Origin of the sequence: Roseobacter sp. MH60115 (genome assembly GCF_015644665.1) — a bacterium.
GTDB lineage: Bacteria > Pseudomonadota > Alphaproteobacteria > Rhodobacterales > Rhodobacteraceae > Roseobacter.
The window spans coordinates 900,823-914,318 of record NZ_JADOBQ010000001.1; the positions used below are offsets into that span (position 1 = coordinate 900,823).

The 13,496-nt window shown below is 62.2% G+C and carries 12 protein-coding genes; 8 read left to right on the forward strand and 4 right to left on the reverse strand.

All coding sequences use genetic code 11. The features are described 5' to 3' along the window. Nucleotides 1-10: 10 nt before the first annotated feature. Genes ISX84_RS04235 through ISX84_RS04250 form a run of 4 tightly spaced genes read left to right on the forward strand, consistent with a single transcriptional unit; the run spans nt 11 to nt 3,832 of the window. Nucleotides 11-892 carry an ABC transporter permease subunit gene (locus ISX84_RS04235; RefSeq protein WP_195819059.1) on the forward strand — a complete coding sequence of 294 codons (882 nt, stop codon included), beginning with the start codon at nt 11-13 and terminating at the stop codon, nt 890-892. Between the two features lie 10 nt (nt 893-902). Then, nucleotides 903-1,772: a sn-glycerol-3-phosphate ABC transporter permease UgpE gene (ugpE, locus tag ISX84_RS04240; RefSeq protein ID WP_195819060.1), complete on the forward strand. Its 870-nt coding sequence runs from the start codon at nt 903-905 to the stop codon at nt 1,770-1,772. Between the two features lie 12 nt (nt 1,773-1,784). Beyond that, nucleotides 1,785-2,834 (forward strand): sn-glycerol-3-phosphate ABC transporter ATP-binding protein UgpC, encoded by a 1,050-nt coding sequence (gene ugpC / locus ISX84_RS04245; protein ID WP_195819061.1) that lies wholly within the window; start codon nt 1,785-1,787, stop codon nt 2,832-2,834. Continuing rightward, nucleotides 2,831-3,832: an endonuclease/exonuclease/phosphatase family protein gene (locus tag ISX84_RS04250; protein ID WP_195819062.1), complete on the forward strand. Its 1,002-nt coding sequence runs from the start codon at nt 2,831-2,833 to the stop codon at nt 3,830-3,832. The genes ugpC and ISX84_RS04250 overlap by 4 nt, the downstream gene beginning before the upstream one ends. 15 nt (nt 3,833-3,847) lie before the next feature. Here the strand turns inward: ISX84_RS04250 and ISX84_RS04255 are convergent, their stop codons facing one another. Then, a complete protein-coding gene (locus ISX84_RS04255; protein ID WP_195819063.1) occupies nt 3,848-4,453 on the reverse strand; it encodes a TetR/AcrR family transcriptional regulator in 606 nt (201 codons plus the stop codon). 139 nt (nt 4,454-4,592) lie between these two features. On the opposite strand from ISX84_RS04255, the gene ISX84_RS04260 reads away from it, so the two are divergent. From ISX84_RS04260 to ISX84_RS04270, 3 genes are all read left to right on the forward strand, one after another. Continuing rightward, nucleotides 4,593-5,057 carry a (2Fe-2S)-binding protein gene (locus tag ISX84_RS04260; RefSeq protein WP_195819064.1) on the forward strand — a complete coding sequence of 155 codons (465 nt, stop codon included), beginning with the start codon at nt 4,593-4,595 and terminating at the stop codon, nt 5,055-5,057. 1 nt (nt 5,058) lies between these two features. Next, entirely contained in the window at nt 5,059-7,236 is a 2,178-nt protein-coding gene (locus ISX84_RS04265) for a xanthine dehydrogenase family protein molybdopterin-binding subunit (protein WP_195819065.1), read from the forward strand. Nucleotides 7,237-7,698: 462 nt separating this feature from the next. Then, a complete protein-coding gene (locus ISX84_RS04270; RefSeq protein WP_195819066.1) occupies nt 7,699-8,283 on the forward strand; it encodes a histidine phosphatase family protein in 585 nt (194 codons plus the stop codon). A gap of 6 nt (nt 8,284-8,289) precedes the next feature. On the opposite strand, the gene ISX84_RS04275 is transcribed toward ISX84_RS04270, so the two are convergent. Beyond that, a complete protein-coding gene (locus tag ISX84_RS04275; RefSeq protein ID WP_195819067.1) occupies nt 8,290-9,477 on the reverse strand; it encodes a helix-turn-helix domain-containing protein in 1,188 nt (395 codons plus the stop codon). A gap of 244 nt (nt 9,478-9,721) precedes the next feature. Here ISX84_RS04275 and ISX84_RS04280 point away from each other — a divergent pair, with 244 nt between their 5' ends. Then, nucleotides 9,722-10,495 (forward strand): alpha/beta fold hydrolase, encoded by a 774-nt coding sequence (locus tag ISX84_RS04280; RefSeq protein ID WP_195819068.1) that lies wholly within the window; start codon nt 9,722-9,724, stop codon nt 10,493-10,495. Nucleotides 10,496-10,540: 45 nt separating this feature from the next. On the opposite strand, the gene ISX84_RS04285 is transcribed toward ISX84_RS04280, so the two are convergent. Further along, nucleotides 10,541-12,043 (reverse strand): AMP-binding protein, encoded by a 1,503-nt coding sequence (locus tag ISX84_RS04285; RefSeq protein ID WP_195819069.1) that lies wholly within the window; start codon nt 12,041-12,043, stop codon nt 10,541-10,543. Then, nucleotides 12,040-13,443, reverse strand: a complete 1,404-nt coding sequence (gene sauS, locus ISX84_RS04290) for an acylating sulfoacetaldehyde dehydrogenase (protein ID WP_195819070.1) — start codon at nt 13,441-13,443, stop codon at nt 12,040-12,042. The genes ISX84_RS04285 and sauS overlap by 4 nt, the downstream gene beginning before the upstream one ends. Nucleotides 13,444-13,496 lie beyond the last annotated feature (53 nt).

The following is a 13,496-nucleotide window of genomic DNA, read 5'->3' on the forward strand; positions in this document are numbered from 1 at the left end:
GGGACAGTTCATGAAACGCGCAGGCTTTACCACCGTCTGGCTGCCAGTGGCTTTGCTGCTGCCGCAGCTGATGATCATCGCGATCTTTTTCTACTGGCCTGCGGGCTGGGCTTTGCAATCCTCCTTTTACCTGCAGGACCCGTTTGGCTTCGGCTCGACCTTTGTGGGGGTGGATAACTACACCGATCTGACAAACAACGGCGAATACATGCGGATTGCGTGGTTCACGGTCGTCTACTCGGCGCTTGTCACGTTTTTTTCCCTCTCCATCGCGCTGCTACTGGCGGTCAAGGCCGACAATGTGATCCGCGGCGCCAAGAGCTATCGCACGCTGCTGATGTGGGTCTATGCGATCGCGCCCCCGGTGGCGGGTTTTCTGGGCATCCTCTTCTTTGACCAGCGCAACGGGCCGCTCACGGTGTTTTTTCAGACCTTCGGCTGGGATTTCAAACTGGGCGTGAACTACAACTCGACGGCCACTGCCATGGTCATGGTCGCCGTCTGGAAACAGATCCCCGTGAATTTCATCTTTTTCCTCTCCGGTCTGCAATCGATCCCCCGCGCCGTGCGCGAGGCGGCGATGATCGACAACCGTTCTGCCACAGGCCGCTTCTGGCAGGTGACCTTCCCGCTGCTGGCACCCACCGCCTTCTTTTTGCTGATCATCAACATCACCTATGCGCTTTTCGATACCTTCGGGATCATCGATGCGCTGATGAAGGGTGAGCCGGGCAACAACCCGATGACCCTGGTCTACAAGGTTTATCTCGACGGGTTCCGGGGCAACGATCTGGGCGGGTCTTCCGCGCAATCGGTGATCCTGATGGTGCTTGTGCTCCTGCTGACCGTTTTCCAATTCCGGCTGATCGAACGCCGGATCCACTATACCTGAGGGGCGCGACATGACACAGACATCCCCCCGCCGCCGCATCCGCTGGTCCACCGTTTCGGATCACACGATCCTGACGCTTGGCGCCATCCTGATGATGGCCCCGCCGCTTCTGGCCTTCATCTCCGCATCGCATGACGCGGTGACCATCCACCGCGAGGGCATCCAGTTGGGGTTCGGCGACCAGCTGGGCACCAACTTCCGCAAAGCCATGTTTGAAAAGGGTGGTTTTACCCAGACGGTCGATGGCACGCTGATGCTGATCAACTCGCTGATCCTCGGGATCGGCTTTGCCGTCGGCAAGATCATCATTTCGATGATGGCGGCCTATGCGATTGTCTATTTCCGCCTGCGGTTTGCGACGCTGGCCTTCTGGATGATCTTCACCACGCTGCTGTTGCCGCTGGAGGTGCGCATTCTGCCCTCCTACGAGGCGATCCAGCGGCTGGGGCTGACCAATACCTACACCGGGTTGATCGTGCCGCTGATTGCCTCTGCCACCGGCACCTTCTTTTTCCGGCAGTTCTTTATGTCGGTGCCCGAAGAACTGGCCGAGGCGGCGCGGATTGATGGCGCGGGCCCGGTGAAGTTCTTCATCGACATTCTGGTGCCGCTCAGCCGCACGATGATTGCCGCGATTTTCATCATCATGTTCGTCTTTGGCTGGAACCAGTACCTCTGGCCCACGCTGATCACCACCGATGAGAGCTTCTTCACGCTTGTGCGCGGGATCAAACAGATCGTGCTCAGCTATACGGACGCCCAGATACCCGAACACGGTCAGGCGCTCGCGCTGGCCATCATTGCCATGCTGCCCCCGGTGCTGATCGTGGTCTTTTTCCAGAATTGGTTCGTCAAGGGCCTCACAGAATCCGACAAGTAAGGAACGCGATACATGGCGCAAGTCACGCTTGAACAGCTCCGCAAGGTCTATCCCAACGGCAATGAGGCCGTGCAAACCTGCAGTTTTCAAATCCCCGATGGCGAATTTGTCGTGCTGGTGGGGCCGTCGGGCTGCGGGAAATCCACGCTGCTGCGGATGATCGCCGGGCTGGAGGAAATCTCCGATGGATCGCTCTATATCGGCGATGCGGTGGTCAATGACGTCGATCCCGCGGATCGCAACATCGCGATGGTGTTTCAGAACTACGCGCTTTATCCGCATATGACGGTGGAGCGGAACATGGGCTATGGGCTGCGCAACCGCGGCATTCCGAAGGCGGACATCGATGCCAAGGTGCGCGAAGCCGCCAGCATGTTGAACCTGACGGAATACCTCGACCGTCGGCCCAGCCAGCTCTCGGGCGGGCAGCGTCAGCGGGTGGCCATGGGCCGCGCCATCGTGCGTCAGCCGGAGCTTTTCCTGTTTGACGAACCGCTGTCGAACCTCGACGCCAAGCTGCGCAACCAGATGCGGATCGAGATCAAGGCGCTGCAGCGCAGGCTGGGCACCACGGCGGTCTACGTGACCCATGATCAGGTCGAGGCGATGACCATGGCCGACCGCATCATCGTGCTGAACGAAGGGCGGATCGAACAGATCGGCACCCCGTCGGATGTCTATAACCACCCCGAATCCACCTTTGTGGCGAGCTTCATCGGCGCGCCGCCAATGAACCTGATGCCCGCCACCGTTGGGGCGGATCAAGCAATCACCCTGTCCGACGGCACGGTGCTGGCCGGGCGTGCACCCGAGGGCGCGCCGGGGTCGGTTCTGGTGGGCGTACGTCCCGAAGACGTTCTGATCGGGGCGGGTGATATCCCCTTTACCATCGACATCATCGAAGAGCTGGGCGCTCTGCGCTTGCTGCACGGCCAGTTGGGTGGCGCGCCGTTTTCCGTCAGCATTGGCAAGGACGAACAGGCCCAGGCGGGGCCGTCGACAATTGGCCTCAAGCCGGACGCTCTGCACATCTTTGACCCGCAAACCCAACGCCGCGTATGACGCAGATCGTTGGGGCGCTGCCGCGGGTCACGGCGGCAGAGCGTGCGCGTATCCTGTCCGCACCGCGCACGCCGGAGGCAAATGCGGAGTTGATGTCCTCCATCCCGGCGATGACCATGCTGGAGCAGGGCGGGACACCGGCGCGCGACGCGCTGCCCCGCGCATTTACCGTGGCCGCGTGGAATGTGGAGCGCTGCCTCTTCCCGGCGGAGAGCGCAGATCATCTGGCGCAGTACAGCCCTGCGATTGTGCTCTTGTCCGAGATGGACAGCGGCATGGCGCGCACGGCGCAAAAGAACACCAGCGCCGAGATGGCCGCGGCCTTGGGCATGACCTATGCCTATGGGGTCGAGTTCTACGAAATGGGTCTGGGTGGGGAGACCGAGCGGGATTTCTGTACCGATGACTTTAACGTCGCCGGGTGGCATGGCAATGCGATCCTGTCGTCGGCGCCCTTTGAAAAGCTGGCGCTCATCCGTCTGGATCAAAAGGGCCATTGGTTCTGCACCGGACCGCAAAGCGCAGGCGACGCCGGGCAGCCGCGTCTTGGCGGTCGCATGGCCGTGGCAGCGATTGTGTCCGCCGACACCGGACCGCTCTGCGTGGTGTCCACCCATCTGGAAAGCAACGCGCAGGCGCCATATCGGCATGCTGAATTTGCCCGCCTGCTGGCGGCGGTCGATGAATTTGCCCCGGGGCTGCCGGTGCTGATCGGCGGCGATCTGAACACCGGCAATCACATGCCGCCCGATTTTGATTGGCGCAAGGAAACCCTTTTTGGTCTGGCTGAGGATCAGGGGTACAGCTGGGACCTGACGGCCGAGGGCACGACCACCCGTGCCAGCCTGATCACACCGCATCCGACGCGCAAGATGAAGCTTGACTGGTTCGCCAGCCGTGGGGTGACGGGCGATGCGCTGCCGGTGCTGCCCTCTGTACATGAAAGCGGACGCCCCTTGTCGGATCATGATTGCATGCTGTGCCGGGTGACGCTCTGACGCGACAGGCAGGCGTCAGGCCCGGGTGTATCTGGCGATCATCATGTCGACACTGCTTTTCACGACCGCTTCCATCTGGGCGTTGGTGAGCATCTCTTCGCCCAGAACCACGGGCCAGAAGGCCTTGGCCTTGATCAGCGCGATGAACTCATCCGCGGCGGTGTCGGCGTCTGCGACATCCAGCGCACCATCGTCGTGCGCAGCCCGCAGCATCGCCACGAAGGCCGATTTCTTGTCGATCTTGCCCTGCACCTCCGCCGCCAGCACGGGGCTGCGCAAAGTTTCGCTGATGATCATGCGCGACATCGCCATGACGGCGGGCGAGGAGAGCAGCCGCCCTTCGGCCCAGGCAAGATCCGTCAATTGCGTGCGGATGTCCCGGCTCGAGTCATAGCGTATATCCAGCGTGTCGGTGATCCGCTCCGACAGGGTGGCCACGATGGATTGAAAGAGATTGTGCTTGCTTTCAAAATACTTGTAGAGCGTGCGTTTGGAGACACCGGCGCGGGCCGAGATCGTGTCCATGCTGGCCGCCGCAAAGCCCTTGTCCTGAAATTCCTGCACCGCCGCCTCGATGATCTGGCCGCGTTTGGAGCAGGGGGTTGTGTCTGTCAGTTCCATGTGCCCAGCTTTTAAGCATCCCGCCCGACAGGTCAAATCGCCTGAGTGTAAACTCGCCAGTTTACACTCAGGCGTGTCTCATTTAATCTACACGCATAAAGAGAGTCGCACCCTTGCACGCGAGCGGGAGGAACCCTGAATGGCAATTTCACTGAAACTGAACGGCAAAACACATGAGGTCGATGCCGAGGCCGGCACACCCCTGTTGTGGGTGATCCGGGATGAACTGCAGATGACCGGCACCAAATTCGGCTGCGGCGTGGCCTCCTGCGGGGCCTGCACCGTGCACATGGACGGCATGCCCGTGCGGTCCTGCCAGACCTATGTCGAAGACGTGGGCGATGCCGAGATCACGACCATCGAGGCCATCGCCGACAACGAGATCGGTGCTGCGGTCCAACAGGCGTGGATCGAACTGGACGTGGTGCAATGCGGCTACTGCCAGTCGGGGCAGGTCATGTCCGCAGTGGGGCTCTTGACCGAAAATCCCAAGCCCACCGTCGAGGAAATCGACAGCTACATGTACGGCAACGCCTGTCGCTGTGCCACCTATCAACGCATCCGCGCCGGTATCCAGCGCGCGTCTGAAATTCTGGAGGCTTGATATGACAATTTCCACATCCCGCCGCGGATTTCTGAAAGCTGCCGCCGCCTCCGGTGCCGTGCTGGTGCTGGGCATCCGCCCCGATGGCGTGCTGGCCGCCGCAGACAGCCCGGCCATGCTGAATCCCTTCGTGAAGATCGGCACCGACGGGTCGGTCACGGCCATCGTCAAGCATTTCGAGAAGGGGCAGGGACCGGCCACGGGCCTGTCCACCCTGATTGCCGAAGAGCTGGGTCTGCGCATGGATCAGATCGACTATGAGTTCGCGCCGTCCAACCCGGAGATCTACAACAACACGCTCTTCGGCCCCGTTCAGGGCACCGGCGGGTCGACCGCCATGGCCAATTCCTATCTGCAATACCGCCAGGCCGGGGCCGCCGCCCGCGAGATGCTGATCGAGGCGGCGGCGCAGACATGGGGCGTGGAGGCATCCGCGCTCAGGATCGAGGAGGGCGTGGTTTCAGGCGCTGGCAACACGGCACCCTTGGGTGATTTCGTTGAAACCGCCGCAACGCTGGAGGCGCCCGCAGAGCCGAGGCTCAAGGACCCTTCGGAATTCCGGTTGATCGGCAATCCGGACGTGCGCCGGCTCGACAGCGCCATCAAGGGCGACGGCCGCGCACAATATGCCATCGACGTCTTCCTGCCGAACCAGATGGTGGCGATGATCAAACGTCCCGAGCAGCGTGGTGCCTTGGCCACCGGTCTGGATGACAGCGGCGCGCAGGAGGTCAAAGGCTACATTCGCGCGGCCATTCTGCCCAATCAGGCGGGTGTCGCGGTCTATGCCGAAAACACCTGGGCCGCGATGCAAGCGCGCGATGCGATTGAGGTCGAGTGGGACATGTCGGCGGCGGAGACCCGCAGTTCCGACGCCATCGAGGCCGAAATTCGTGCCGCACTCGACGCGGAACCCACCTATAACGTCAACAAGACCGATGCCGCCGCCACGCAGGCCGCGCTCGACGGGGCGGCGCAGGTGGTGGAGCAGACGTTTTACTTTCCGCTGCTGGCCCACGCCCCGATGGAGCCGTTGAACTGTACCATCGAGGCCACTGAAGATGGCGGTATCCTGTTGCATGACGGGTGTCAGTTCCCGACCGGTCCGCATATGGCGATGGCGGAAATCTTCCAGCTGCCGATGGAGAAGATCCAGATCAAGACCATGCTGGCGGGCGGCTCCTTCGGGCGACGCGCCACGCCCACGGCGGACTATCAGGTCGAGGCGGCGCTGGCCTTTGTGATGACGGACCGGACACGTCCGGTGAAGCTCGTCTGGTCGCGCGAGGATGACCTGCGTAGTGGGTATTATCGCCCGGCGTTTGGTCACAAGGTGCGGGTCGGGCTGGATGCGGATGGCGCGATTGTCGGCTGGGATCACCGAATCGCGGGTCAGCCGATCATGAAAGGCACGTCGTTCGAGAGCTTCAGCGTGCGCGACGGAGTGGATCACACCTCTGTCGAGGGGGCTGCGGACACGCCCTACCGCATTCCGGCGGCGCATTTCGGGCTGACCGATACGGAAAAGGCCACAAGCACGCTCTGGTGGCGCGCGGTGGGCCATACCCATACCGCCTATGTGATGGAGGTCATGATGGATATGGCTGCCAGTGCTGCGGGGCAGGACCCGGTGGCCTACCGGCTGAAGTACCTGGAGGGCGATCTCGATCAGCAGCGTATGGCGGGCGTTCTGAAGCTGGCCACCGATGAGGCCGGGTGGGGCAAGGCGCCCGCCGGGCGCAGTCAGGGTGTCGCCGTGCATAAATCCTTCGGAACCTACGTGGCCGAGGTGGTCGAAATCTCGGGCACAGCCGAAGACGGCGTGCGGATCGAAAAGGTGACCTGCGCGGTGGATTGCGGCGTGGCCGTGAACCCCGACGTGATCAAGGCGCAGATGGAGGGCGGTATCGGCTATGGCATCGGCCACGTCATGCGCGATCAGATCACGCTGACGGATGGGGCGGTGGATCAATACAACTTCCCCGACTACGAGCCTTTGCGGATCGGCGATATTGCCGAGATCAACGTGCATATCGTGGCCTCGGCGGAGGCGCCAACGGGTGTTGGCGAGCCCGGCACACCACCTGCGGCCCCGGCGCTGGCAAACGCGATTGCGGCCAGCAGCGATCTGCGGGTGAGCAGCCTGCCGATGGTGGAAAACGGCGTGTCCTTCGCCTGAGACACTCAGGGTGGAGTGGTCGCCACCTTAAAACAAATTGTCGGAGGCGCAGACCCTGCGCTTCCGAATATTGTTAAGTGACCAGCCTGCAGGCGGCTGTTGTTTTGTACATGCAACGTGCCCCCGGCCTTGGTGCGCGGCTTTCCAGAACAGCCAAGCCGACCTGGCAATTTCCCCCATACCCAGTCGAACCTTGTGGAGCCGGTCTGTCTCCTCTCCCCCATGGCAGGGGCAACATCGTCGACTTCCGCGTGCTGAGATGCGGCATGCACCGTTTCGTCAAACGCGCCATAGAGAGGTTCGCGCGGCGCCAGCAGGCGTGTTTTCGCCGGATCACACCTGTTGGCCTGTCGGGTTGAAATTCAGGCCAGTTCCCCCGGTGACATGGCCTGCGAATCCCGGCAAAGAGCCTTTGCGTTTCGCACCTAAATCCTGATCCGTATTTGCCCGAAAGGCCCGCGCATGACGTTTACAGTCCGCTATCTCAGCCACCCTCAAGTGATCGTCGATCCCGCCAAGGAAATCACCAAGTGGTCATTGAACGACACCGGCCATGCCCGCGTGGCCCGGCTGGCCAAATCCGGGGCGCTGGCGGGGACCACGCGGATCGTCAGCAGCGCAGAAACCAAGGCGCTGGAGACCGCGCGGCCCCTTGCCGAGGCTCTGGGGGGCATGCTGGAGGTGCGGGAGCGCATGCACGAGAATGATCGCAGTTCAACCGGGTTTTTACCTCCAGAGGCATTCGAGCGGATGGCTGATCGGTTTTTCGCCGCGCCTGGTCAAAGCGCGGAGGGATGGGAGACAGCGCAGGAGGCCCAGAACCGTATCTGCGCCGAGGTCGAGGCTTGTCTTGCAACCCACACGGGCGGTGATCTGCTGTTCGTGGGGCATGGCGCGGTGGGCACGTTGCTCTACTGCGCACTTGCCGGTATTCCAATCAGCCGGGCGCATGATCAAGGGCCCGGTGGCGGGGGCAACTATTTTGCCTTTGACGCTGAGACGCGCTGTCCGACGTCGGGATGGCGTCCGATGGAGGACCTGAGCTGAGCCCAATTATCCGGGCGCGACTTCCAGCGCGCCGGGGGCTGATTTATACGCGGTGGGCGTGACGCCCGTCTGCTTCTTGAAGGCCGCATAGAAGGACGAGCGGGAATTGAAACCGACCTCATAGGCGATTGCCAGGACCGTCTGCTCCCCCCGCCGGATCAGCGGTTTGGCTTCTTCGATCCGCCAGCCATTCACGTAGTCGAAAAACGACTGCCCGACACGTTCGTTCAGGGTTTGCGATACGTAGTTGGTGGTGGCGCCTATGTGCTGGGACAGCGTCCAGAGCGAGAGGTTCGGGTCGCGGTAGAGGTGCTCCTGCTGCATCGCGACCCGCAGCTTCCGCTCAATACGGTCCGCATGCGTGTCCGCAAGTGCGCTGCGCTCGTATTTCGAGTGGGGTGCTGTGATGGCCTGATGCACAGCCTCGCGGGGGCCGTGCAGCCCGGGCGATTGCCGCAAGCCCCAAAGCATGAAGATCGAGACGATCACCAGAACCATGAACGCGTCCTGCAGATGCCCCAGAATGTCGATGTCATAGACAAGACCCGCCATGAAATCCGCAAAACACAGGGCTGCGTAAACCCCCAGAAACAGCGCGGTGCCGATCACCCAGCGCGTCTCGAACACCTCCGTGCTGGCGAACAGATCCCGAAGTCTTGCCTTGTGTTGCACCTGAACGCGCAAGACCCAAGGGACATAGAGAAGCCACTGGCAGTAAATCAAACCTTCCATGACAACCAGCGCCAGGGCGGATGTTTTGCCCGCATTGGGCAGGGTGGCAAACGCGGGACCTTCAAAGATCGCCGTGCGGATGTCGGGGGGAAGGGTCAGGAACCCAGCGGCAACAATGAAGCTCAGCGCGGGGAGGGCCATATGGAACCACAGGCCGCGCCGCGCGCAGATGCTCTCCGATCCGGTCAGAAGTCTGACATAGAAGAGAAACAGCGGGGCAATGAAGAAGGTGGAGAAATAGGAGGTCATGCGCAGGACGTCGCGCGCCGTCTCGGGTGGATCGGCCACGGTGATTTCGAACATCACCGACAATTCGCTGATGGCCAGTGCCAGAAACATCAGGCCGAGCATCACGTAGGCCGGGCCGTATCGCCACTGAACAAGGCACAAGGCAAAGGCGATGCAGGCCGCGGAAAAGCCCGCTGACTGCAGGACGACAAAAAGCAGATTAATGTCCACCATGTTTCTGGTCCCTTGGGCAGGGTGATCTTAAAAAAGGTCCGTTCGGCTAATATGTCTCTTCGGGTATTAGGCTTGTCTAACCGGGTCAACTCTTGCGTCGGAATGATCTGTCTTTCCCGAACGGTCAGGACACCGGATTGGTCCGATCCGATGAGGGGAGACGACAGTGCGGCGAGGCCCCGGTAGGGGTTGCAGGACAGGATGGCGGGCCGTTTTGGCCTGCGTTGCAAGGGTAAACTGTAACATGGAATCAAATCTGCACTCCAGCCCGGTACCGGATGAGACGCCGGTGCGAGACGAAGGAATACTGCACCCGTTGTGGGCGATGCCCAGTGTCTGGGTGCATGGCGCTGGTTTGTCGGGGTCCACTTGGGACCGCTTCATCGGACCACTCAACAAAGCCATCACACCGGATTTGCCCGGCCACGGTGACGCGCTGCAAGTGTGTCCTGCCCGGGTCGAGCGGTTTGCCGACATGCTGAAGCAGGGGATCCCGCAAGGCTCTGTGCTGGTCGGTCATTCTCTGGGCGGTATGGTTGCGCTTGAACTTGCCGCACGGCACCCGGAGCGCGTCCGGGCGCTGATCCTGATCGAGACAGTCCCCACCGTCAGAACCAGCCGGTTGCGGGTCTTTGGCACCAGCATCGCGATGAAATGCCTGCAATGGGTGCCGCCCCGGCTCTTTGTCTGGCTGTCCACGCTTGGCCAGACCGAGGAAACGGCGCGCCACCTCCAGCATCAGCTGTCGCGTCATACCCGTAGCAGCGTGAATGCCGCTCTTGAGGCGGCGCTGCACTACGATGGCGTTCCCCTGCTGTCGGGCATCAAAGTGCCCACGCTTGTGGTGATCGGCCAGAAGAACCGCGCGACACATGGCGGTGCCCGCCTGATCGCGCAGACCATTCCGGGCGCAAAACTGGTCTCCTTGCCCGGCGGGCACATGCTGCACACGGATAACCCGACACAGCTGCGCCGCGTCATAGATACCTTTCTGAAAGAGGTGTTTACCCGGAAATGAAGAGTGCGTTTTGGCCGGGTGATCTGGTCAGGAAGCGCTTGCCCGTCACGCCGCGTCGATGGGGATGAGATCCGCCAGTTTCAGCCGTTGGATCTTGCCCGAGGGACCCTTGGGCAGTTCCGCGAGAACATGAATGACCTCCGGGGATTTGAACCCTCCAAGCCGCTGGGTGCAGAGCTCAATCAGCTCCTGACCGGACAGATCGGCGCCTGATCTGAGCGCCACCGCAGCTTCGACCGTTTCACCATAGCGTTTGCAGGGCCGCGCGAAAGCGGCGGCCTCCACCACGTCGGCATGGGTGTAGAGCACCTCGTCGATCTCGCGAGGTGCAATGTTTTCGCCGCCCTTGATGATCAACTCCTTCAACCGCCCGGTCACAAAGACATATCCATCTTCATCGATGCGGCCCAGATCGCCGGTGCGCAGCCATTCCCCGGCAAAACTCGCGGCCGTCGCCTCGGGGTTGAACAGATATTCGCGCATCACGTTGGGGCCGCGAATGGCGATCTCGCCTTCTGTGCCGGTGGGCGCTTCGGTCAGGTCTGGCAGCAGGATGCGCACCTCGTTGCCAAAGGGCACACCGGGCGATCCGATCTTGCGCAGGCCCGGGGGCAGGGGGTTTGACAATATCTGCGCGGCGGTTTCGGTCAGCCCCATGGTTTCCACGATGGGCACGCCAAAGCGGGTCTCGAAAGCCGATTGCGTTTCGACCGCCAGGGCCGAGGACGCTGAGCGCCCAAAACGCAGCCGGGCGCAGACCGCGGGGCCGGGTGCCGCCGCGCCATGCAGCAAATGGCTGATGATAGTCGGCACCACCGAAAACCATGTGACGCCGCCTTGATCTGCCTGCGCCCAGAACTTGCGGGCGGAAAACCGCGAGACCATGGCCAGCGATCCGCCTGACACCAGTGCGCCCATCACGGTGACGCAGAGCCCGTTGATGTGATAGATCGGCAGCACGCAAAAGCCGCGATCCTGCGCGGTCAACTCATGCGCCATGGCGGTGGTCCAGCCCCCGGCCAGAAGGCTGCTGTGGCTGTGCACGACGCCCTTGGGCTTGCCCGTGGTGCCGGAGGTGTACATCAGCAGGGCGTGATCTTCCGCGCTCAGCTCCGGCAAATCCGCGTTGACCTCAAGGTCGTTCGGGTCCAGCAGTGCCATGCCCTTGGGGGCAACGGTCTCGTAAATGTCGATCTGGCTGTGATGCACAAAGGCATAGCGCGCGCGCGAATGCTCCAGCGCATAGGCAATGGCGTCGGGTCCGGCGGCGAGGTTGATCATCGTCGCGCGAAACCCGCCGTAAAGGGCGGCATAGAGCGCCTCTATCCCTGCGCGCCCGTTGGGGTGGATGATCGCCACGCTTTCGCCCTTGGCGATGCCCAGAGCATACATTCCGCGCGCCATCTGCTCTGCCGTGGTGCGCAGCGCCGCCCAGGTCAGGGTCTCCTCCGTTTCGGGAAAGACAATCGCCGTCCCGCCATCCACAGCGCGCGCCGTCAGCCAGTCGCGGACGGTGCCGCGCGGCGGATGTTCGGGGGTAAAGATCATTTTCCGACCGTGTCCCAGTAGTCGGCAAAAATCTCTTCGGGTGCGGGTTCATGGCCGGGAATTTCACGCACGATTTTCGTGGTCTGCATGAAATGTTTCCAATTCACATTCGTGTCGATAGAATTGCCGCCCCAGGACCCGCACCCCATGGAGAGCGAAAAGGGCATGCCGTTGGTAAATGATCCGCCCGTGGCAAAGGTATGCGCCTGATTGACGATGACCCGGCTGGTCGGGATCGCCTTGGCGAGGGTCATGGGCCGGTCCGCCAGGTTTGTGTGAATGCCCACCGAATGGCCCAGCCCTTGATGCAGCTGTATCTCTCGGGTGATCCGCACCGCGTCCTCAAAATCGCGGGCCCGGTAGACCGTCAGCACACGGCTGAGTTTTTCCCCCGAGAGCGGATGGTCCGGTCCGATGCCGGTGGTTTCTACGGCAAGATATTCGGTGCCCTCCGGCACCTCATCCGTTAACCCAAGGGCCGCGATCATCTGGTCCGCATCCCGTGCGATGGCCTGCGGGTTCAGGTGGCCCTTGACCCAGAGCCGGTCGGTGACCTTTGTCTCATCGCGGATCAGCGCGCCGCCGGTGCGCGCCATCTCGGCCACGAAGGCGCCATAGATCGCGTCCACCACCACCACCGCGTTCTCGGACGAACAGGAGGTGGCATTGTCGAAGGTCTTGGAGGCCTTGATCTTCTCTGCCGCGGCGGCCAGATCGGCGGTTTCATCCACGATCACGGCGACATTGCCCGCACCCACGGCCAGCGCGGGCGTGCCGGAGGTATAGGCCCGCCGCACGTTGTTCTGGCTGCCGGTCACCACGATCATGTCGGAGAGTTCCAGCAGGCGCTGGGTCTTGTCCTTGGAGCCGCGCCCCGGGATCATCTGCACCAGATCGCGGTCGATCCCGGCCTTGTCGAATTCCGCATGGATGTAGCCCAGCAGCGCCTCGCAGGTCGCCACGCCCTTGGGCGAGGGCGAGACGACAATCGCATTGCCGCATTTCAGGGCGTTGATGATGTTATTGGCCGGTGTCGCACCGGGGTTGGTGGAGGGGACAACGGCGCCGATCACGCCGATGGGCCGCGCAATTTCCGTGATGCCAGTGGCCGGATCATCGTGGATCACGCCAAAGGTCTTGGCCGCGGCGATGTCGCGCAGCAGACCCAGCGTCTTGCGGTGGTTCTTGGTGATCTTGTCGGGCACGTTGCCCAACCCGGTTGTCGCCACCGCCAGTTCTGCCAGATGACGGTTGCGCGCGGGTTCCATGATGGCCCAGCCCGCCGCAAGGGCGGCACGATCATAGAGCGCTTGCGATCCGCCTGCCTCGAAACGGGCCTGCGCAGCGCGGGCCGTGGCAACGATGGTATCCACCTCGGCAAGATCATCATGGTCATTCATGTCACATGTCCTTATGTGTCGGCGGGGCGGCAGATGCGCCCCGCCATATGTGT